Origin of the sequence: Lentzea rhizosphaerae, from assembly GCF_042649515.1 — a bacterium.
Classification (GTDB): domain Bacteria; phylum Actinomycetota; class Actinomycetes; order Mycobacteriales; family Pseudonocardiaceae; genus Lentzea; species Lentzea aerocolonigenes.
The window spans coordinates 110067-129683 of the sequence record NZ_JBHRZI010000057.1 but is presented as its reverse complement, the minus strand read 5'-3'; the positions used below and the strand labels follow the sequence as shown (position 1 = coordinate 129683).

Here is a 19617-nt window from a genome sequence, read left to right as displayed (position 1 = left end):
AGGCAGCCTACGGGGTCGCTGGGGTCGGCCTGCGGACGAGCCTGTGCAACGACGTTCCGTTGCGGTACATCCACGTCTGCGTCAGGCCCACCGCGAGCAGCACGGCGAGCACCAGGAAGCCGACCCAGAACGTCGCGGGCAGCAGCACGCCGAGCGCGCCGCCGAAGACCCACGCGAGCTGCAGGATCGTCTCGGAACGGCCGAACGCCGACGCGCGCGACTCCTCCGGCAGGTCGTCCTGGATCACCGCGTCCAGGCTGACCTTCGCGAGCGACGACGCAGTGGCGCCCAGCAGTCCGACGACGGCCGCGGTGACCAGGCCCGGCAGCGCCGCGGCGACGATCGTGGCCACCAGTGCCGTGGCGACGCAGGCGATGACCACCTCGTCCGGTTTGCCGAAGTGCTGGCGCGCGCCGATCGCGTTGCCGAGGAAGCTGCCCGCCCCCGCGGCACCGGCGATCACGCCGAGCAGCAGCAGCTGCCGCACCGCGTCGCCCTCGGTCTCCGCGCGGACCACGAAAGCCGCGAACAGCGTGAGGAAACCGGTCAGCATGCGGATGGAACCGTTGCCCCACAACGCGACGACGATGTGCCGCGACATGGGTTGCTTGGCGGACCTCGACCTCAGCGTCGCCGGGACCTCGCCCTCGGTCACCTCGACCCACGACGGGATCTTCATGCACAGCCACGCGTTCACCAGGCACAGCGCCGCGGTGAACCACAACGCGCCCGGCGAGCCGAACACCTTCGCGAAGCCCGCCGCGAACGCACCGAACACCGCGCCCGCCGCGAGACCGAAGACCGTCATCCGGGCGTTGGTCTTGGACAGCGTGATCTCCGGCGGCAGCACGCGCGGGGTGATCGCGGACTTGAGGACGGTGAACGACTTGGACAGCACCATGCTGCCGAGCGCGGCCGGGTACAGCAGCCAGTTGTCGAAGTTCAGCGCCATCACGACCGACAGCACGATCCGCAGCACGCACGACGCCGCGAGCGCGAGCCGCCGTCCACGTTGGATCCTGTCGAGCAACGGCCCGATGACCGGCGCGACCAACGCGAACGGCGCGACGGTGATCAGCAGGTACAGCGCGACCTTGGTCTTGGACTCCGCGGTGGCGGCGCTGAAGAACAGCGTGTTCGCCAGCGCCACGGCCATCGCGGCGTCGGCGGCGTAGTTCATCATCACCGCGTAGGTGACCGACGACATGCCGGACTTCTTGGCGCCGTCGGCGTGGGCCGCGCGCCGGAACGCCGCGACCGCCTGCTGCGAGAGCTGCTTGCTGCGGAACCACGCGACGCGGGTGACCGTGAGCTTCTTCGGCGGCTTGGGCGTCGTCTGGTGATCTTCGTTCGGCAGCGGCCGGGTGTTCTGAGGGCGCCGCGGCGGGGGCTGGAAACCGTGTTCGGACGCGGTTCCACGACGTTCCCGCGGCTGGTACTCGTCGTCCTGCCACGGGTAGCGCTTCGGAGTCGGTTCGTCACTCCACCCGCGGTCGCCCGTCACACACTAATCCTGCCCCATTCCGTTGAACCTCACTCGGAAGATGGTCGGCCAGTTCTTGCCTGTGACCAGGAACTCGTTGGTGCCCGGGACGTGCGCGATGCCGTTGAGGACGTCGACGTTCTCGCCGGTCGGCTTCAGCGTGGACAGGTCGTAGGTGTTGGTCACCTGACCGTTCGCGGGATCGATGCGGACGATCTCGTCGGTCTTCCACACGTTCGCCCAGACCTTGCCGCCGACGCACTCCAGCTCGTTCAGCTGGGTCAGGGGCTTGCCGCCACGGGTGACCTGGACGTTCCCGGTCTCCTTGAACGACTTCGGATCGCGGAAGGTCAGCTTCGCGCTGCCGTCGCTCATGATCAGCCGCTGACCGTCGTCGCAGATGCCCCAGCCCTCGCCCTCGTAGCTCACGCGGCGGACCTCGTTCAGCGTCTTGCGGTCGCGTTCGATCGCCACGCCGTTGCGCCAGGTGATCTGCCAGATGGTGTCGCCGACGACCGTGATGCCCTCGCCGAAGAAGTCCGGTGGAAGATCGACTTTCTTCTGCACGTTCCCGCTCGACGGGTCGAGCGCGCGCATCGTCGACTGACCCTCCAGTCCGGTGCCCTCGTAGAGGACGCCGTCGACCAGTTCCAGCCCCTGGGTGAAGGCCGCTGTGTCGTGCGGAATCTTCTGCAGGACTTCTACCTGCGGTTTTGCTTCTTGCTGGGGCGAGCAGGCGGCCAGAACCGCGACGAGGACCAGCCAGACGGGTGAGCGCACCCAACGGAGGGTGGCACGAGTTTTCGTCCCGGCGAAGACCTGCGGCACAATTCACGACGTGACCGCGACTGAGATGCTCCTCGACGCCGTTGATCTCGCCCGCGCCGCTGCGCAGGAAGAGGCAGGTGTGGAACGCGTCGGCGCTCACGTCGGGGTGCACGGCGAGGACGAGTACTCCGTCACCCACCTGTTCGAGGCCGAGCACGCGGGCTACCGCGGCTGGAACTGGGCGGTGACCGTCGCCTACGCGGGCGAGGGCACGCCGGTGTCGGTCAGCGAGGTCGTGCTGCTGCCCGGTCAGGACGCCCTGGTCGCGCCCGAGTGGGTGCCGTGGAGCGAGCGGGTCCGCGCCGGCGACCTCGGCGTCGGTGACCTGCTGCCGCCCCGTGAAGACGACCCGCGCCTGGTCGAGGCGTACGTGCAGTCCGACGACCCCGCGGTCGAGGAGGTCGCGCTGGAGATCGGTCTCGGCCGCGCACGCGTGCTGTCCCGCGAGGGCCGCCTCGACGCCGCGGACCGCTGGGTCTCCTCCGACTTCGGGCCGAAGTCCGACATGGCCCGCAGCGCCCCCGCGCACTGCGGCACGTGCGGCTTCTACACCCGCGTGGCCGGCGCGTTCGGCGCCGCGTTCGGCGTGTGCGCGAACGAGATCTCGCCCGCGGACGGCCACGTCGTGCACGTCGAGTACGGCTGCGGCGCGCACTCGCAGGCCGAGGTCGACATCAGCCCGATGGTGCCGGTCGCCGACCTCGTCTACGACGACGCGCAGCTGGACGTTCTGGACGTCTCGGAGTGACCGACCCGTTCGGCACCGAGGCCCTGCGCACCTCGGTCCTCGCCGCGTGGCGCGGGTCGCCCACCCGCTTCCGCGAAGACGCGAACGCTGAAGAAGATCTTCGTCTCGGTGGCTACCGGGACCGCCTGCTCGTCGAGCTCGCCCAGAACGCCGCCGACGCGGCGGGTGCCGAGCCGGGTGTGTTGCGGATCACCCTCGTCGACGGCGAGCTGCGTGCCGCGAACACCGGCGCGCCGCTGACCGCCGCGGGTGTCGCGGCGCTGGCGTCGTTGCGCGCCTCGGCCAAGGAGTCCGGGGTCGGCCAGTTCGGTGTCGGGTTCGCGGCCGTCCTGGCCGTGTCGGACGCGCCGCGCGTGGTGTCCTCGTCGGGTGGCGTGGAGTTCTCCGCCGATCGGACCCGTGCCGAGGTGCCGGAGCTCGCTTCCGAGCGCGGTGGCGACGTGCCGGTGCTGCGCCTGGTGTGGCCCTGTGCCGAGTCGGTGCCGGACGGCTTCACGACCGAGGTCCGGCTGCCGCTGAAGGTCGACGTCTCGCTGGACGACCTGGCCGCCGAGGTCCCCGACCTGCTGCTGGCGTTGCCCGGCCTGCGCCGCATCGAGATCGGCTCCCAGTCGTGGGAACGCTTCGTGACCGCGGACGGCGTGGTCACCGTCGGCTCGTCGCGCTGGCTGGTCGAGCGCGCCGTCGGTGAGCTCCCTGCCGAGCTGGTCCAGGGCGTCGAGCACCGTCCTCAGTGGACGGTGTCGTGGGCGTACCCGCTGGACGGCCCGCTGGGCGAGGACGTGCTGCACGCACCGACCCCGACCGACGAGCGCCTGTCCCTGCCCGCCCGCCTGATCGCGACCCTGCCGGTCGAGCCGTCGCGCCGCCGGATCCTGCCGGGCGCCGCCGCCTGGTCCGTGCTGGACGCCGCCGCTGAGCTGTACCCGTCGCTGATCGCACGGGTGCCCGCGGTGGAGCGGACCGCGCTCGTGCCGCTGCCGGGTTTCCCGCTGTCCGAAGTGGACGACCGGCTGCGCAACGCCGTGCTGCGGTCGTTGCGTGCTGCTGCGTGGCTGCCGCTGGCTTCGGGTGAGTGGATCGCGCCGGCTCGTGCTCGTGTGCTGGACGTCGGCTCGGAGGAGCTCGTCGAGCTGGTCGAGGACGCGTTGCCCGGGCTGCTGGACGCCGAGCTGTCGGCGCCGGTGCACGCGAAGGCGTTGGCGGCGCTGGAAGTTCCGCGGGTGTCCGTGGCCGAGGTGGTCGCTGCGCTGGCCGGGGTCTCGGGTGATCCGGGCTGGTGGCGTGAGGTCTACGCGGCGTTCGAGCCTCTTGCCGAGGTTGATCCGGACGTTCGTGAAGCGCTGCAGTCGTTGCCGGTGCCGTTGGCTGATGGGCGCACTGTTACCGGGCCGCGGACCACCCTGATCGCGGACGAGCCGTTGCCCGGGCTGCGGGTCGTGCATCCGGATGCGGTGCATCCGTTGCTGGTTCGGCTGGGTGCGGTGGAGGCCGGGGCCGCCGAGCTGCTCGCGGATCCTTCGCTGCGGGAGAACGTCGCGCGCTCGCTGGAGGACGCCGAAGCCGGGCTCGACGGCGAAGACCTGATCGAGACGGTGCTGCGGCTGGTGGACCGCGCCGGGCTGCGCGCGGGCGAGGAACCGTGGCTGGGCGCGCTGGCGCTGCCCGACGCGTCCGGTGAGTGGCACCGGGCGGACGAGCTGCTGCTGCCGGACTCGGCGCTGGTGGGCGTGGTCGAGGCGGACGCGTTTCCGTTGCTGTCCAAGGAGATCGCCGACGCCTACCCGCGCGCCGCGCTGGTCGCGGTCGGCGTGGTCGACACGTTCTCCGTGGTGGTCGACGACGAGCCGTCCGGACCGGATCACGACCTGCCGGACGAGGCGGCGTGGTGGTCGTCGGTGCCGGACGAGCCTCGCCGGGTGGTGGCCGTCCGGGATCTGGACCTGGTGGCGGACTGGCCGGCCGCGTTGCGGTTGCTGGCCACCGATCCGATCACCTGGCGGGCCGTGACCGAACCCGACGGGTACACGGGCTGGTGGATCGCCCGGCACGCGACGCTCGCAGGGAAGGCGCCGCGGGAGTACAGGCTGCCAGAGGCCTCGTTGCTGGACGGGCTGTTCGACGCCGTGCCGGACCTGGAGCTGCCGGAGCACGTGCTGCGGGCGGCCGGGGTGAGGGCTCGGCTGGAGATCTTGGACGACGACGACGCCGAGTTCGTCCTGGAGCGGCTCGGCGATCCGGACCGGACCATCGTGGACGCCGTGGTGCTGCGGGCGCACGCGGCCTTGCCAGAAGGCGACTTCGCGCCGCCGGAGCGGGTCCGGGTGCTGTCTGGTGAGGCCGTGGCGGCGGACGACGTCGTGGTGCTCGACCACCCGTGGTTGCTCGGAGTCGTGCCGGCTTCGCGGGTGCTGCTCGCGGACGGGTCGGAGGACCTGGCCGACCTGCTGGACCTGGCGCTGGCCTCCGAGGAGTTCGACGGGTCGCCGGATCACGTCGGGGAGGTCGTGCAGTGGCAGGACCTCGCCGCGGTGCGGATGGCGTGCGAGCTGCTGGAGGTCGCGCTGCCCGACGGCGTTGTCGTCGTGCACGAGTCGTTGTTCGTTGACGGGCAGCGGGTCGAGTGGTGGATGGCGGATGGGGTTCCGCATGCTGCCGATACGCCTGAAGGGCTGGCTCGGGCGCTTGCCTGGGTGACGGGGCGGTGGGCTGATCGGCACACGTTTGCTGCGTTGATCACGGATCCGTCGGCGGCGACTTTGTTGGGCTGACGCGTTCGGGTCGGCGGCGTCCTGGCTCGTGTCCGCAGGTTGGTTGCGTCGCCGTGTCGCGTTCCTGTTTCAAGCTGAGGGCTCTGCCCTTACCCCGCCAATCTGATCAAAGACCGGCCAGCGCCGTCAGCAGGCTGATGGCACGCCTGTTGCGTTGGGCGGCTGCGCGTTGCGTAGGGCGTGTGGTCGGGAGGGTTGGCCCCGACACGAGCTGCTCGGCTTCGCCATCGCCTCGCCTGCGGCATCGGCTTGATCAGCTGGCGATCTCTGCGGGTTCTGGGGCCGTTTCTGTTGGCCTTTGTCGTCGTCGCAGCCTCGGGCGTTCGATGTCGCCGCGCTTCGTCAGGATGATCCAGGCCGTGATCGTCACGATCATCGATACGGCTCCGCCGATGATGATCGGGGCTCTGCCGTTGATCTCGCCCAGCCAACCCATCAGTGGGCCGCCCACCGGGTTTCCGCCCAGGAACACGAGCATGTAGATGCCCATCACCCGGCCGCGCATCTCTGGTTCCACTGCCAGTTGGATGGTGGCGTTGGCGGTGGTGTTGAAGGTCATCATCGCGATGCCCACGGGGATCATCATCAGGCCCGTGAGGATCATCGTGGGCATCATGCCCGAGATGATCTCCAGCAGGCCGAAGATCACGCCTGAGCCGATGAACACGCTCAGTCTCGGGGTTTTGCGTCTGGCTGCGAGGGTGGCGCCTGCGAGCGTGCCTACGGCTATCAGGGTTGAGAGGAGGCCGTAGGCGTCGGCGTCGCCGCCGAAGACGTTGCGGGCGATGATGGCCAGGGTCATGTAGAAGTTCATGCCGAAGGTGGCGATGAAGAAGACCAGGAGCATCACTGTCAGCAGGTCTGGGCGGCTGCGGACGTAGCGGAGGCCGGAGAGCAGTTGGCCCTTTTCGCGGGGGAGTGGGTCTGCTCGTAGTAGTTGTTTTGTGCGCATCAGCCAGATGCCGCCTACTACGCCTACGAAGCTGATGGCGTTGGCCAGGAAGACCCAGCCCGTGCCGATGGCCACGATGGTCACGCCTGCGATGGCCGGGCCGATGATTCTGGCCAGGTTGAACATCATCGAGTTGATGGCCACGGCGTTGGTCAGGGAGTCGCGGCCGACCATTTCGACCACGAAGGACTGGCGCACTGGGGTTTCCACTGCTGAGAAGGCGCCTAGCAGGAGGCAGAGCAGGTAGACGTGCCAGAGCTGGACCACGCCGGTCACGTCCAGGAGGCCCAGGGCCAGGGCGCAGATGCCCAGAGCCGATTCGAGCCAGAGCAGGAGTTTGCGCTTGTCCATGCGGTCGGCGAGGACGCCGCCCCACATGGAGAGCAGGAGGACTGGGAGGAATTGAAGGGAGGCGGCGAAGCCCAGGGCTACGGGGGAGCCGTTGGAGAGTTCCAGGACCAGCCAGTCCTGGGCCACTCGCTGCATCCAGACGCCTACCAGCGAGATGATCTGGCCGGAGGCGTAGAGGCGGTAGTTGTATATGCGAAGCGAAGAGAACATTCCGGTACGACGAGGTGGCGAACTGTCTGCTCCACCACCCGCGTAACCCGACACGTCCTTACTGCCCCGCCATCCTGTCGATGATCTCGGCGGCGCGCGAGAGCAGTTCCCGTTCGTCGGGTTCCAGCTCGGCGAGCCTCTTGTCCAGCCACGCTTCGCGCGCGGTGATCTCGTCCTGCAGGTACGACAAGCCTTCGCCGGTCAGCTCGACGATGGCTTGACGGCCGTCGGTGGGGTGTGGGCTGCGCGTTGCGAAGCCGAACTCCTCCAGGGCGGCGATCACCCTCGTCATGGAAGGGGGTTGGACGCCTTCCTTGGCCGCCAGTTCGCCCGGGGTCAGCGGGCCGCACTTGTGCAGTGTGGACAGCGCGGACACCTGCGTCAGCGACACCGACGAGTTGGTGCGCTGGGCCCTCAGGCGACGGTTGAGGCGAACCACGGCAAGCCTCAGCCTGCTCGCCAGTCCGTGCTCTTCGGTCGCCACGTAGTTAGCATACCTCACGAAATAGTTTCCTGCCGAAAGGTCAGTTGAGCAGGCTCTGGATCGGTCCCAGTGCGAAGTAGACGACGAATGCTGTCGCCACGATCCACATCAGGGGGTGGACGGTGCGGGCCTTGCCCGTCAGGGCCTTGAGCAGGACGTAGCTGACGAAGCCCGCGCCGATGCCGTTCGCGATCGAGTAGGTGAACGGCATGACCACGATGGTCAGGAAGGCGGGGAGGGCCACGGAGAAGTCGCTGAAGTCGATCTCGCGGATCTGCATCATCATCAGCGCGCCGACGATCACCAGCGCGGGGGCGGCGGCCTCGATCGGGACCACCTCGTAGAGCGGGGTGAAGAACATCGCGAGCAGGAACAGCACGCCCGTCACGACGTTGGCGAGGCCCGTGCGGGCGCCCTCGGCGATGCCGGAGGCGGACTCGATGTAGACGGTGTTCGACGAGCTCGACGCGGCGCCGCCGGCCACGGCGCCGAGGCCGTCGACGAACAGGGCCTTGCTGACGTTCGGGAGCTGGCCGTCCTTGTCGATCAGGTCCGCTTCCTTGCCCAGGCCGGTCATCGTGCCGACGGTGTCGAAGAAGTCGGTCAGGACGAGCGTGAAGACGATCAACGCGGCGGCGAGTGCGGGGAGGCGGGTCCAGGCGCCGAACGACACGTCGCCCAGCAGGGACAGGTCCGGGACGCCGAAGACCTTGTCGGGCAGGGCCGGGTAGCCGAGGTTCCAGCCCTTGGCGTTGACGCCCGCCGACGGGCCCGCCTTCACGATCGCCTCGAGGACGATCGCGAAGATCGCCGTCGCGACGATGCCGATGAGGATCGCGCCCTTGATCCTGCGCGCGAACAGCACGCCCGTGACCACCAGGCCCACCACGAAGACGAGCGTCGGCCAGCTCGCGATCGACCCGTTGATGCCGAGGCCGACCGGGACGGTGGTGTTCGCGGCGTCGGGCAGGCGGCGCACGAAGCCGGCGTCGACCAGGCCGATGAACGTGATGAACAGGCCGATGCCGACCGCGATCGCGGCCTTCAGCTCGTTCGGCACGGCGTTGAACACCGCGGTCCGCACGCCGGTGAGGACCAGCAGGAGCACGACGAGGCCGTTGACGAGGACGAGGCCCATCGCCTCCGGCCAGGAGACCTTGGCCGCGACGGAGACCGCGACGAACGAGTTGATGCCGAGACCCGTGGCCAGCGCGAACGGGTAGTTCGCGATCAGTCCGAAGAGGATGGTCATCACGCCGGCGACCAGCGCCGTCACCGCGGCCACCTGGCCGACCGGGAGGATGTTGCCGAGCACGTCCGGGTGCGCGCCGGGACCCGTCGGCGCGAAGCTGCCGATGATCAGCGGGTTCAGCACGACGATGTAGGCCATCGTGAAGAACGTCACGACGCCGCCGCGCACCTCCCGCGCCACGGTCGACCCGCGGTCGGAAATCTTGAAGAACCCGTCCAGCATCTGGTCTCCTAACGATGTGTCCGAACGCGACTCCGCCCCTCACCCGCCGCCGCTGCCGCATCGGCTGGCCGACCCCGTGCCGGTCGTGCTGGGTGGTACCGCGTTGTGGTTCCTCGGATTTCTGGTCGTACTCGTCGTCGACCGCTCGAACAGCACCCTGCTCTGGACGACCTTGTCCGGCGGTCTGCTCGGGATCATCGGCTACGGAGTGTTCTACTGGCAACGCCGGGCCGCGAGGCGAGGGTCACGTACCGCCCAGCAGGGCCTCGAAGACGCCTAGTCCGTCAGTTTCGGGCGGCGGGCTGTTGTACGTGCCTCATCCATCACCGACAAAGGGGTGTGACCGCCGGCATGGCGGTCACACCCCTTCGAGAGCTGGTCAGCCCCGGCCCATGTAGTGGAACGACGCGTAGTGGTCGTCGGTCCAGAACATGTCGCCGGTGCCGATCGCCCGGACGATCCGGTAGACGTTGCGCCTGGGCACGGAGTCGTCCACCGGCTGGTTGTAGATGGTCGTGTTGTATTCCTGGAAGGTGCCCGTGTAGCTGGAACTGGGGCCCTGCCCGCTGTTCATGAACGACATGAGCCGGCCGTCACGGTCGTAGTACCGGCCACCGGTGAACACGAGCTCGTGCACGTCTCGTCCCGTGCGCGGATCCTGGTACCGGTTGCCTTCGAACCACTCCCGGTCGCCGATGTTGCGCCAGTTCGGCCAGTGCATGTCGTGCCAGAAGTCGATGGCCCTCGACATGTGGTTCGGCGGCATCTGGACGTGGTGAGAGTTGCCTTGGACCGGCGGCGGCGGCGGGGGCGGCGGTGTCTGAGCCGAAGCGGCACCGGGGACGGCGACACCCAGGCCGAGGGCGAGTCCGGAGGCTGCGAGCACCAGGGCCATCGCACCCCTGGCCCTGACAACGAGCTTCTTCATGCCGGTTGAGTCCATTTCGTGAGATCTGTACACCACAGAGTTCCGCGGCTCGGGACGAATCCTCACGGCGGAAACAACCCGGAACAACGGGTAACGCATTTGAGTGGGTAGTGCGCGCAAAAAGATGGGTATTAGGGGCATCGGCCACGACATCAGGTCCGGCGTGCCGGAACACCGAACGCATCACTGCACCTCGTCGAGGCTCACCCAACAGTCCCGAACTTGTTGGCAGCTGCGTGATCGGGTGTGATCACGGCCATGATCGACGCCACCGACTGGGTCCGGCTGCTGATCGTCTGCGTGTTCTTCACCGCGGCCGCGGGCGCCACCGCCTGGTTCACCGGCCTCACCACGCCGACACCGTTCCTCAAGGCCGCCGTCCGGGCCGTGCTGCAACTCGCGGCCGTGAGCGCCGTGATCACGTTGGTCCTGACGCACCTCGGCCTCACCGCCCTGTTCCTCGTCCTCATGGCCGTCGTGGCCACCGCGACGTCGGCCCGCCGCACCGGGACCGGGTGGAAGGGTGTCTGGGTGGCGCCGGCCATCCTGATCGGCACGGTGCCGTCGCTCGGGCTGCTGATCGGCATCGGGCTGCTCCCGATCGAGGGCATCGCCCTCATCCCGGTGGGCGGCATCCTGATCGGCGGTGCCATGACCGCCACGACGCTTTCGGCACGGCGAGCGCTCGACTCCCTTCGCGACCGCCACGGGGAGTACGAGGCCGCTCTGGCGTTGGGCTTCCTGGAGCCGACGGCGGTTCGTCTGGTCATCCGACGGCCGGCTGCGGAGGCGTTGCTGCCGCCTCTCGACCAGACCAGGACGGTCGGCCTTGTCACTCTTCCGGGTGCTTTTGTGGGCATGCTGCTGGGAGGGGCTCCCGTTTGGCAGGCCGGCGCACTACAACTCGTGGTCCTGCTCGCTCTGCTCGCCGTGGAGGTGGCGGCTGTCGCGACGGTCGTCGAACTGGTCGCGAGGGGACTGATCAGGAGGGCTTCCCAAGCAGGCGAAGTTAGGCTAACCTAAGTCTCGTCGCTTCGTGGTGGGAGCGGCAGTCAGTTCGGGAACGGACGAGGCCCCCGCTCTGGGCAGAGCGGGGGCCTCGTCGTTTTCGGCGGGCGGGAAGCTTTGTCGGAGCACCCACCGCCGAAGTCAGAGCTGCAGGCCGTTGCGGCCCGCTCGTGCGGCCTCGAAGCGCGCCGAGACGTCCTCCCAGTTGACGACGTTCCACAGCGCCGAGATGTAGTCGGCCTTCAGGTTGCGGTACTGCAGGTAGTACGCGTGCTCCCAGATGTCGAACGCGAGCAGCGGGGTCGTCGCGATCGACAGGTTCGAGTGGTGGTCCTTGAGCTGCTGCGTGATCAGCTTCTGGCCGACCGGCTCCCACGCGAGGATGCCCCAGCCGGAGCCCTGGATCGACGACGCGGCGGCGTTGAGCTGGGCGCGGAACTTGTCGAACGAGCCGAAGTGCTCGTCGATCGCGGCCGCGAGCTCGCCGACCGGCTTGTCGCCGCCGTTGGGCGACAGGTTCTTCCACCACACCTGGTGCAGCGCGTGGCCCGCCAGGTGGAACGCGAGCGTGGTCTCCAGGCCGACGATCCCGCCGAAGTTCTCGCGGTCCCTGGCTTCCTCGATCTGCTCCAGCGTGTCGTTCGCGCCCTTCACGTACGCCGCGTGGTGCTTGCCGTGGTGCAGCTCGTTGATCTCGCCGATGATCGCCGGCTCGAGGTCGCCGTAGTCGTAGTCGAGATCCGGCAGCACGTACTGGCCCATGACATCTCCCCAATTGCAATCTCTTGGTTCTTGCAACTTACTAGCAACAAGGCCGAGTAAACCAGTTGCGGAGGCACGTAGCGTCGGAAGCGTGTCCGTGCTGACAGCAAGGGGTGTTTCGCTGTCGTTCGGTCCGAGGACCGTGATCTCGGAGGTTGATTTCGATGTTTCGCCTGGTGACCGCGTCGGCCTGATCGCGCCCAACGGCGTCGGCAAGTCCACGTTGCTCCGGCTGCTCTCCGGTGAGCTCCAGCCCGAGACCGGATCCGTCTTGGTCACCGGGACGGTCGCGCACCTGACGCAGGAGACCCTCCACGTCGCCGGAGAGTCCCTTCGCGACCACCTGGCCCGCCGCACCGGCGTCGCGCAGGCCGAGCAGTGGCTGCAACGCGCGGCCGAAGCGCTCGGCGAGGGCGGCGGTGACGACTACCCGGACGCCCTCGACCACTGGACCGCGATCGGTGCCGGTGACTTCGACGAACGCGCGGACGCCGTCTGCGAACGCCTGGGGCTCGGCGCCGACCTCCTCGACGGGCGCGGGCCCGACGAGCTGTCGGGTGGTCAGCAGGCGCGGCTGAGGCTGGCCGCGGTGCTGCTGACCCGTGCGGACGTGCTGCTGCTCGACGAGCCGACCAACGACCTCGACGCCACCGGCCTCGACGTCCTGGAGTCCCACGTCCAGGGGTACTCCGGCGCGATCGTGCTGGTGAGCCACGACCGGGAGTTCCTCGCGCGCACCACGACCGCGATCGCCGAGCTCGACGATTTCTCCCACCGCATCACCGTGTTCGGTGGCGGCTGGGACGCCTACGTCGAGGAGAAGGCGAACGCGGGCCGTCGCGCGCAGGAGGAGTACGAGGCGTACGCGGCCAAGCGCGACTCGCTGGTGCAGCGCAGCCGTCAGGTCAAGGAGTGGTCGCGGCAGGGCGTGCGGCGGGCGAACAGCGCCAAGGCGCGCAACGACGAACCGGACAAGAACGTCCGTGCGGGGCGTGCGCAGGCAGCCGAGAACCTGACGGCGAAAGCGTCCGTTGTGGACCGTCAGCTGGCCGGGCTGGAGGAGGTCGAGGAGCCGCGCGAGGCGTGGCAGCTGCGGCTCACGCTGCCGTCGGCCGGGCGGGGCAGCTCGGTCGCGTTCACGTTGCGGCACGCGGTGGTCAGCCGCGGCGACGTGACGCTCGGGCCGATCGACCTCACGATCGGCGCGGGGGAGCGCTGGCGGATCACCGGGCCGAACGGCTCCGGCAAGTCGACGTTGCTCGGCGCGCTGCTCGGACGCATCCCACTGGACTGTGACGTCCGGTCGCAGCGGCGATGGGGTGACCGCTCGATGGGGCCCGGCGTGGTGGTGGGCGAGATCGACCAGTTGCGGGCCGAGTTCGCGAGCGACCAGTCGGCGTTGCGGATCGTGGCGGACGCGACCGGGATGCAGGACGTCGAGGTGCGCACGCTGCTGGCGAAGTTCCGGCTGGGCGCGGACACCGTGCTCCGGCCGGCGCGGGAGCTGTCGCCGGGTGAACGAACCCGTGCGGGCCTCGCTCTGCTGCAGGCGCGGGGCACGACCTGTTTGGTGCTCGACGAACCGACGAACCACCTCGATCTGCCGGCGATCGAACAGCTGGAGCAGGCGCTGGACACGTACGAGGGAACGTTGCTGCTGGTCACGCACGATCGGCGGCTCGCATCGGCCGTGCGGGTGGATCACGAGATCAACGTGCGCGACCTCCTCACGTTTCCTCGTGTTAAGGGTGGAAGATAGGAGCATGACCACCGAGGAGGACTGGCCGGTCGAACAGACCTGGTCGATGCGCAACACCCACTGGCACGCCTATGTGGAACACACATCGCTCGACCACGCTTCTCCTCGGCAGGTCCGGCTCGAGCGCACGCCCGAGGAGGTGCTGACCTCGCCGGCCGAGGTAGCGGCGTGGCTGGAGGTCAACCTGCGCAGCGCGACGCGTCCGGAGGAGACGGGCAAGAAGCGCGTGAAGGACGAGCGTGACTTCACCGACTCGAACCGGGTGCACGCGTCGCTCGCGTCGCGCGGTGAGTCGATCTACACCGGCGTGAAGGGCGAGCTGACGCTGGCGGTCGAGGCCGTGACGCCCGACGAGTGCCGGATCTCCCACGACGGTGCGGACGTCGCGCCCCTGAAGGCTGGACGCCGCCGCTAGATTCAACCCCCGGGGGAACGTGACTCTGGGGGAGTTCTGTGAAACGCCTGCTGCCCGTTCTGGGCGCGCTCGTGCTGGTCGGTGCCGTTGTCGCGGTGGTGGTGTGGCAACGGCCGGACGTGGCGCCACCTCCGCCGCCGCGCAAGGACTTCGTCGTGCAGTACGCCGACGGGTCGCCGATGTACAGCAGCAAGGATGGCGAGCCGAAGTCACCGCTCGTCCAGCAGGTGCTCGCGGAACTGCGTCAGCAGGTGTCCATCCTGCCCGACCAGCTCCGGCAGGTCGGCGGGGTCGTGGCGACGACCGTCGATCCGAAGGCGCAGGCCGCGGGCACTTCCGCGGTCGAGGCGATCGCCAAGGCCCAGCCCGGCACGCTGCTGTACTCGTTGACGGCTGTTGATCCGGCGACGGGCGGCGTGGTGGCCTACGTGCCGGGCACCGACTCCGCGGTCGACTACGCGGGCGGGGTGCTGAAGGAGCCGGGATCGGCGTTCTTCCCGATCGGCGTCGTCGCCGGGCTTCAGGCCGGAGTGAAGCTGGACCGGGCGTTCGACGGCAGGGCACCGCGCAACTTCTACGGTGTGGCAGTCACGGACAAAGCGGAGTGCGGCGAACGCTGCACCGTGCGCGACGCTCTCGTGAAGTCCAGCAACGTCGCCATGTACGACCTGGTCGTCAACGAGGCCGGGATCACCAAGACCGTGACCGCCGCCCGCCAGGCGGGCGTGCCGGAAAGCGTTGTCCTGAAGGACGTCACGAAGAAGCTGCTCGTGGGCGAGGACGGCGGCACCCCGAACGCCGGCGTCGGAATCGGCTCGAGCCTGGCGGCGATGCGGCCGCTCGACCTGACGACGGTGTACGCGACGTTCGCGGCGGAAGGAACGCACCGCAGGACGCACTTCATCGCCAAGGTGACCGGCGAGAGCGGCGATCTGCTGTACCGGGCGGTCGACGCCGCCACCTCCGCCTTCGACGCGGATCCCGCACGGAGCAAGGAGATCTCGACCCAGGTCACCACCGTGTTGAAGGAGAGCACGCAGTGTCCGGGCGCGGTGTGCCGTGCCGGTCAGTACGAGTGGGGGCAGAGCGCCGAGACCAAGCACGCCTGGACCGTCGGGTACACCGATCGGATGGCCGTCACGGTGATGGTCGGCAACGCGGACGATGCGAAACCGGCGCAGGACGCGGCCGGTGTCCCGATCTCGGGTGCCGGTCTCCCCAGGACCATCTGGCAGAAGTTCGTGGAGCAGCTCCAGTCATGAAGCGCTTCTCTCCTGTGCTGGGTGCGGTCACGATCGTCGCGGCGATCGTCGGCTACGTGGTGTGGCAACGGCCCGCGGCGCCGGTGCCGCCTCCTCCGGCACCGAAGGAGGTCGTCGTCCAGTACGCGGACGGGTCGAAGCTGTGGAGCACTGCCGAAGAAGGCATGGTGCGGCCGGAGCTCGTGAAGCTCGTGTCGGCTGAGCTGCACGCGGCCAACCTGCCGCTGGACGAGCTCAAGGTCGTCGGCGGGGTGGTGCGCACGACGATCGACGCCAGGATTGAGACCGTCTCCGCCACCGTCGTCGGACGGTTGGTCGCCCCGAACCAGAGGCTGAGTGCGACCGTGACGGCCATCGACCCCGCGTCGGGCGGTGTGCTGGCCTACGTTCCGGGTCCGAACCGAGACCGGACCAACCTGGCGGATGAGCAACAGGAGACGGTTCCGGAACTCGCCGAGCCGTTCGCGCGGGCGGACGCACCGAATCTCGTGCAGGCGCGGATGCGGCCGCTCGACGTGACCGCCGCGTACGCGACCTTCGCCGCAGGAGGAGTCCAGCGCAGGGCGCACTTCGTCGCGTCGGTCACGGGCGCGGACGGTTCGTCGTTGTACCAGGCCTCCGACGCGGAGAAGTCTGTCTTCGGCAACGATGTCGCCGATCGGGTCACCTTGGCGCTGAAGGAAAATCCCGCCTGCAACGGTGTTGCGTGCGTGCCGGACGCGTTCCCGTGGGCGGTCGGCTACACACCGCAGCTGGCCGTCACGGTGCTGGTGGACGAGACCGGCGGCGACGTTGACGCCGGTCTGTCCGCGGCGATCTGGCAGGAGCTCGTGGCGGAACTGACGGACTAGCCGGTCAGCCGACGTGCCACGTGTGCACGGGTTCGCCGCCGTGCATCAGCTCCATGTAGCGCTTGAGCATCCCGGTCAGGGCCGCTTCCCTGGCCATGCCGCGTTCCTCAAGCAGCGCAACGGTTTCCCGCTGCCACGACGACCCGGTGCGCCGCGCGAGGCAGCGCTGCTCGATCACGCCGAGGTAGCGCTCACGGGCCTCGTCGGAGACGCCGCAGTCGCGCAGGCCCTCGTGCGCCATCGGCAGCAGGCGCCGCAGCACCAGCTCATCCGGCGGGATCCAGCCGATGCCCGGCCAGTACAGCTGGGCGTTCATGCCGTGCCTGGCGCCGGTGTAGAGGTTCTCCTCGGCCGCCTGGAACGACATCTGCGTCCACAGTGGACGTTCCTGGGCGGTGAGGGCGCGCTGGGTGCCGTAGAAGAACGCCGCGTTGGCCATCGTGTCGAGGACCGTCGGGCCCGCGGGCAGGACGCGGTTCTCCACGCGCAGGTGCGGCACACCGTCGACGACGTCGTAGACGGGGCGGTTCCAGCGCCAGATGGTGCCGTTGTGCAGGCGCAGCTCCGAAAGACGAGGCGCACCACCGGCTTCGAGGGTCTCCAACGGGTCCTCGTCGTCGGTTTCGGGCAGCAGGCTGGGGAAGTAGCGCACGTTCTCCTCGAACAGGTCGAAGATCGACGTGATCCACCGTTCACCGAACCACACCCGCGGGCGGACGCCCTGGTTCTTCAGCTCGTCCGGGCGGGTGTCGGTCGCCTGCTGGAACAACGGGATCCGGGTCTCGTGCCAGAGCGCCTTGCCCAGCAGGAAGGCGGAGTTCGCGGCGATCGCGACCTGAACCCCTGCCAGGCACTGTGCGGCGTTCCAGTGCGAGGCGAAGTTCGTCGGCTCGACCTGCAGGTGCAGCTGCACGGACGTGCAGGCGGCCTCCGGCAGGATCGACTCCGCGTAGCTCAGGAGCTTCTCCGGCCCTCTGCCCGGCATCGCCGGACCTTCCATCTGCAGCACCATCTCCTCGCCGCGTGCGGCGAAGATGGTGTCGTTGAGGAGCGCGTACCTCGGCGAGTCGGAGAGCCACTTGCGGTCGAAGTGCCTCTCCCGCAACGTCGGCAGCACGCCGATCATGGCGAGGTTGGCGCCGACGTCGTGGGCCTTGGAGTCCGCGCTGTCGAGCGATGTGCGCAGTTCCTCTTCCAGGCCAAGCATCTCGCCCCCGGCCAGCTCGCGCGGTGGGACGTTGATCTCCAGGTTCTGCTGTCCCAGCTCGAGCGTGTACGAGGGATCGTCGATCTTCTCGAGCACCTCCGAGTTCGCCATCGCCGGCCGCATCGCGTCGTCGACGAGGTTCAGCTCGATTTCGAGCCCCATCTGCCGACGGGGAAAGGAAAATGTGTCTTCGGCCAGCATCGTGGCCAATGCGTCGAGACTCCGCTGCATCTTCTCGCGATAGCGCTGGCGGTCGTCTCTGGTGAACGTGCGGCTGGACACTTCGCTTCCCATGCCGCTAACCCCTTCGCTCGGCGCCGGTGGGCGCGGGCCAGGCGGAACGCCAAACGTGACACAGCGGAAACCTCCTATACATCGCCCAAAACGGTGCTCTCTGTCACGTGGAGGTAACAACCAGCGATCATCCGCTGGTCGGGCGTGCGCGGTTCCGCCCTCCGGACTACCTCGCCTGTTCCACATCCGGCCGGATGCGAAACTTCCGGCGTGGCGAAGGTGATCGAGATCAACGACCCGGCCGATCCGAGGTTGGACGACTTCCGCGACCTCTCGACGGCCGATCGCAGGCCTGACCGACCGGGAGGACGCGGTCTCGTCATCGCCGAGGGTGTCGTGGTCGTGGAACGCATGCTGACCTCGCCGTACCCGATCCGCGGCCTGCTCGGGGTGAGGCGGCGAATCGAGGCCCTGGACCTTTCTGACCTGGACGTTCCAGCGTACGTCACATCGGCGGAGGTGATGGCGTCCGTTGTCGGCTTCCACCTGAACCGGGGCGTGCTGGCGGCGGCAGACCGCGCCCCCGCGGTGTCGTTCGACGAGCTGGTCTCGGGTGCTCAGCGCCTCGCCGTGCTGGAGGGCGTCGGCGACCACGAGAACCTGGGCTCGATCTTCCGCAACGCCGCCGCGCTGGGCGTGGACGGTGTCCTGCTGGGCCCCGGCTGCAGCGATCCGCTGTATCGACGCAGTGTGCGGGTGTCCATGGGCCACGTGCTGCGCGTGCCGTTCGCTAGCACGGATGAGTGGCCCGCGGCGCTGAACATGTTGCGGCACAAGGGGTTCACAGTTGCCGCTCTGACGCCGCGCCCCTCCGCCCTGCACCTCGCGGACGCGGGTCTGCGCGGCCGCAGGGTCGCCGTCCTGCTCGGCTCGGAGGGGCCGGGGCTCACGGAGGAGGCGATCTCCGCGGCGGACGTGGCGGTGCGGATCCCCATGTCGTCCGGAGTGGATTCGCTGAACGTGGCCACCGCCGGCGCGGTGGCGTTCTACGCCCTGCTTTAGAGCAACGTCAGGATCAGCGCGATCCAGGCGACCAGCACCCCGGTGACCACGCCGTACGCGACCCAGCGCCACACCGGCACCTTGCGGCCGAGCCACACGCTGGGCGCGAGACCGCCGACGACCAGCACGTTCGCGACGAGCGCGAGCCACCTGCTGGTCTCGCCGAGGCCCAGTGACAGCGACACCACGGTCACCGTGACGATCGCCGCCGTGATGACGCTGACGGTGAGCCCGGTGCCCCACGGCGTCGGCTCGGGTTCCTCGGCTTCGGGCTCGGTCGGCTTGGCCGGTTCCTCCGGCGCCTCGACGCTGACGAGCTCGCCGCTGACCGGGTCGGTGTACCGGACGGGCGCGTTCATGGCCGCCGCGATCCTGCCCGCGAGCTGCTTGCCGCGACGGGCGACCAACGCGCTGGCCACGCCGTCGGCCGGCGTCTCGGTGCGCACCACCGCGTCCGCGACCTTCGCCCACTCGTGCAGAGCCTCGGCCAGGTCGGCGCCGAGGGGCAGGCTGTGCGGGTCGACCTCGCGTTCGCCGGACTCGTCCTCCCCGGCGAGCACGGCGCGGCCGTCCCGGACTCGCAACTCCACGAACCCTCCTAGGTGATCCGGAGCCTCGCCGGAGAACCTATCGGACGGCTGTGGGGCGGGAGTACGGCCGAGTCGCGGGGTGAGATGGGAGCGCGTTGTGGGCGGGAGTGCGGCCGAGCAGCAGGCCACGGCCGGAGCGCCTTGCGAGCGGGTGCCAACGCCGCGACCGGCCAGTTCAGCTCACCGGCTGCGGAGCGGCATCGCGCCGGCGTGAGTCGTGAGGTCGCGTTCGCGCCAG

At 69.0% G+C, this 19617-nt stretch carries 18 protein-coding genes; 9 read left to right on the top strand and 9 right to left on the bottom strand.

Features of this window, described 5'->3' with window-relative positions; translation table 11 throughout:
* Window positions 1-7 precede the first annotated feature (7 nt).
* Together ACFOWZ_RS45145 and ACFOWZ_RS45140 are read right to left on the bottom strand one after the other, a co-directional pair.
* On the bottom strand, window positions 8-1504 hold the full coding sequence (locus ACFOWZ_RS45145; RefSeq protein ID WP_382380421.1) for an MFS transporter: 1497 nt from the start codon (window positions 1502-1504) through the stop codon (window positions 8-10).
* 3 nt (window positions 1505-1507) lie between these two features.
* Window positions 1508-2263: a glutaminyl-peptide cyclotransferase gene (locus tag ACFOWZ_RS45140; RefSeq protein ID WP_382380419.1), complete on the bottom strand. Its 756-nt coding sequence runs from the start codon at window positions 2261-2263 to the stop codon at window positions 1508-1510.
* Between the two features lie 58 nt (window positions 2264-2321).
* Here ACFOWZ_RS45140 and ACFOWZ_RS45135 point away from each other — a divergent pair, with 58 nt between their 5' ends.
* The gene (locus ACFOWZ_RS45135; RefSeq protein WP_382380417.1) at window positions 2322-3059 is read left to right on the top strand and encodes a DUF3027 domain-containing protein; all 738 of its coding nucleotides are present in this window, start codon (window positions 2322-2324) and stop codon (window positions 3057-3059) included.
* Window positions 3056-5830, top strand: a complete 2775-nt coding sequence (locus tag ACFOWZ_RS45130) for a sacsin N-terminal ATP-binding-like domain-containing protein (RefSeq protein ID WP_382380415.1) — start codon at window positions 3056-3058, stop codon at window positions 5828-5830. Before ACFOWZ_RS45135 ends, ACFOWZ_RS45130 begins: the two co-directional genes overlap by 4 nt.
* Before the next feature lie 253 nt (window positions 5831-6083).
* Here the strand turns inward: ACFOWZ_RS45130 and ACFOWZ_RS45125 are convergent, their stop codons facing one another.
* From ACFOWZ_RS45125 to ACFOWZ_RS45115, 3 genes are read right to left on the bottom strand one after another with little or no spacing between them, the layout of a single operon-like run.
* A complete protein-coding gene (locus ACFOWZ_RS45125) occupies window positions 6084-7343 on the bottom strand; it encodes an MFS transporter (RefSeq protein ID WP_382380413.1) in 1260 nt (419 codons plus the stop codon).
* 58 nt (window positions 7344-7401) lie between these two features.
* Window positions 7402-7827: a MarR family winged helix-turn-helix transcriptional regulator gene (locus ACFOWZ_RS45120; protein ID WP_030467780.1), complete on the bottom strand. Its 426-nt coding sequence runs from the start codon at window positions 7825-7827 to the stop codon at window positions 7402-7404.
* A 40-nt stretch (window positions 7828-7867) separates the two neighbouring features.
* Window positions 7868-9301, bottom strand: a complete 1434-nt coding sequence (locus tag ACFOWZ_RS45115; RefSeq protein WP_382380411.1) for an NCS2 family permease — start codon at window positions 9299-9301, stop codon at window positions 7868-7870.
* Between the two features lie 16 nt (window positions 9302-9317).
* Here ACFOWZ_RS45115 and ACFOWZ_RS45110 point away from each other — a divergent pair, with 16 nt between their 5' ends.
* Window positions 9318-9581: a DUF2530 domain-containing protein gene (locus ACFOWZ_RS45110; RefSeq protein ID WP_030467778.1), complete on the top strand. Its 264-nt coding sequence runs from the start codon at window positions 9318-9320 to the stop codon at window positions 9579-9581.
* A gap of 99 nt (window positions 9582-9680) precedes the next feature.
* Here the strand turns inward: ACFOWZ_RS45110 and ACFOWZ_RS45105 are convergent, their stop codons facing one another.
* Window positions 9681-10229, bottom strand: coding sequence for a hypothetical protein (locus tag ACFOWZ_RS45105; protein WP_382380409.1), 549 nt, complete (start codon window positions 10227-10229; stop codon window positions 9681-9683).
* A 258-nt stretch (window positions 10230-10487) separates the two neighbouring features.
* Here ACFOWZ_RS45105 and ACFOWZ_RS45100 point away from each other — a divergent pair, with 258 nt between their 5' ends.
* Entirely contained in the window at window positions 10488-11252 is a 765-nt protein-coding gene (locus tag ACFOWZ_RS45100; RefSeq protein WP_382380407.1) for an ABC transporter permease, read from the top strand.
* A 126-nt stretch (window positions 11253-11378) separates the two neighbouring features.
* On the opposite strand, the gene ACFOWZ_RS45095 is transcribed toward ACFOWZ_RS45100, so the two are convergent.
* On the bottom strand, window positions 11379-11999 hold the full coding sequence (locus tag ACFOWZ_RS45095; protein ID WP_382380405.1) for a superoxide dismutase: 621 nt from the start codon (window positions 11997-11999) through the stop codon (window positions 11379-11381).
* Between the two features lie 91 nt (window positions 12000-12090).
* On the opposite strand from ACFOWZ_RS45095, the gene ACFOWZ_RS45090 reads away from it, so the two are divergent.
* From ACFOWZ_RS45090 to ACFOWZ_RS45075, 4 genes are read left to right on the top strand one after another with little or no spacing between them, the layout of a single operon-like run.
* Window positions 12091-13758: an ABC-F family ATP-binding cassette domain-containing protein gene (locus ACFOWZ_RS45090; protein ID WP_382380403.1), complete on the top strand. Its 1668-nt coding sequence runs from the start codon at window positions 12091-12093 to the stop codon at window positions 13756-13758.
* A 4-nt stretch (window positions 13759-13762) separates the two neighbouring features.
* Complete coding sequence (locus tag ACFOWZ_RS45085) at window positions 13763-14173, top strand: hypothetical protein (protein WP_030467775.1); 411 nt, start codon at window positions 13763-13765, stop codon at window positions 14171-14173.
* 38 nt (window positions 14174-14211) lie between these two features.
* On the top strand, window positions 14212-15435 hold the full coding sequence (locus ACFOWZ_RS45080) for a penicillin-binding transpeptidase domain-containing protein (protein WP_382380401.1): 1224 nt from the start codon (window positions 14212-14214) through the stop codon (window positions 15433-15435).
* Window positions 15432-16286, top strand: a complete 855-nt coding sequence (locus ACFOWZ_RS45075) for a hypothetical protein (protein WP_382380399.1) — start codon at window positions 15432-15434, stop codon at window positions 16284-16286. The genes ACFOWZ_RS45080 and ACFOWZ_RS45075 overlap by 4 nt, the downstream gene beginning before the upstream one ends.
* Window positions 16287-16290: 4 nt before the next feature.
* Here the strand turns inward: ACFOWZ_RS45075 and ACFOWZ_RS45070 are convergent, their stop codons facing one another.
* Window positions 16291-17787: a glutamate--cysteine ligase gene (locus ACFOWZ_RS45070; RefSeq protein ID WP_382380397.1), complete on the bottom strand. Its 1497-nt coding sequence runs from the start codon at window positions 17785-17787 to the stop codon at window positions 16291-16293.
* 210 nt (window positions 17788-17997) lie between these two features.
* On the opposite strand from ACFOWZ_RS45070, the gene ACFOWZ_RS45065 reads away from it, so the two are divergent.
* Complete coding sequence (locus ACFOWZ_RS45065; protein ID WP_382380395.1) at window positions 17998-18789, top strand: TrmH family RNA methyltransferase; 792 nt, start codon at window positions 17998-18000, stop codon at window positions 18787-18789.
* Here ACFOWZ_RS45065 and ACFOWZ_RS45060 read toward each other — a convergent pair.
* Window positions 18786-19379: a DUF2537 domain-containing protein gene (locus ACFOWZ_RS45060; protein WP_382380393.1), complete on the bottom strand. Its 594-nt coding sequence runs from the start codon at window positions 19377-19379 to the stop codon at window positions 18786-18788. The genes ACFOWZ_RS45065 and ACFOWZ_RS45060 overlap by 4 nt on opposite strands.
* Window positions 19380-19617: the final 238 nt, after the last annotated feature.

Coding starts and splice junctions, on each gene's coding strand:
- ACFOWZ_RS45085 (WP_030467775.1), top strand. CDS start 13,763: ATGACCACCGAGGAGGACTGGCCGGTCGAACAGACCTGGTCGATGCGC.
- ACFOWZ_RS45070 (WP_382380397.1), bottom strand. CDS start 17,787: ATGGGAAGCGAAGTGTCCAGCCGCACGTTCACCAGAGACGACCGCCAG.
- ACFOWZ_RS45100 (WP_382380407.1), top strand. CDS start 10,488: ATGATCGACGCCACCGACTGGGTCCGGCTGCTGATCGTCTGCGTGTTC.
- ACFOWZ_RS45095 (WP_382380405.1), bottom strand. CDS start 11,999: ATGGGCCAGTACGTGCTGCCGGATCTCGACTACGACTACGGCGACCTC.
- ACFOWZ_RS45105 (WP_382380409.1), bottom strand. CDS start 10,229: ATGAAGAAGCTCGTTGTCAGGGCCAGGGGTGCGATGGCCCTGGTGCTC.
- ACFOWZ_RS45125 (WP_382380413.1), bottom strand. CDS start 7,343: ATGTTCTCTTCGCTTCGCATATACAACTACCGCCTCTACGCCTCCGGC.
- ACFOWZ_RS45075 (WP_382380399.1), top strand. CDS start 15,432: ATGAAGCGCTTCTCTCCTGTGCTGGGTGCGGTCACGATCGTCGCGGCG.
- ACFOWZ_RS45115 (WP_382380411.1), bottom strand. CDS start 9,301: ATGCTGGACGGGTTCTTCAAGATTTCCGACCGCGGGTCGACCGTGGCG.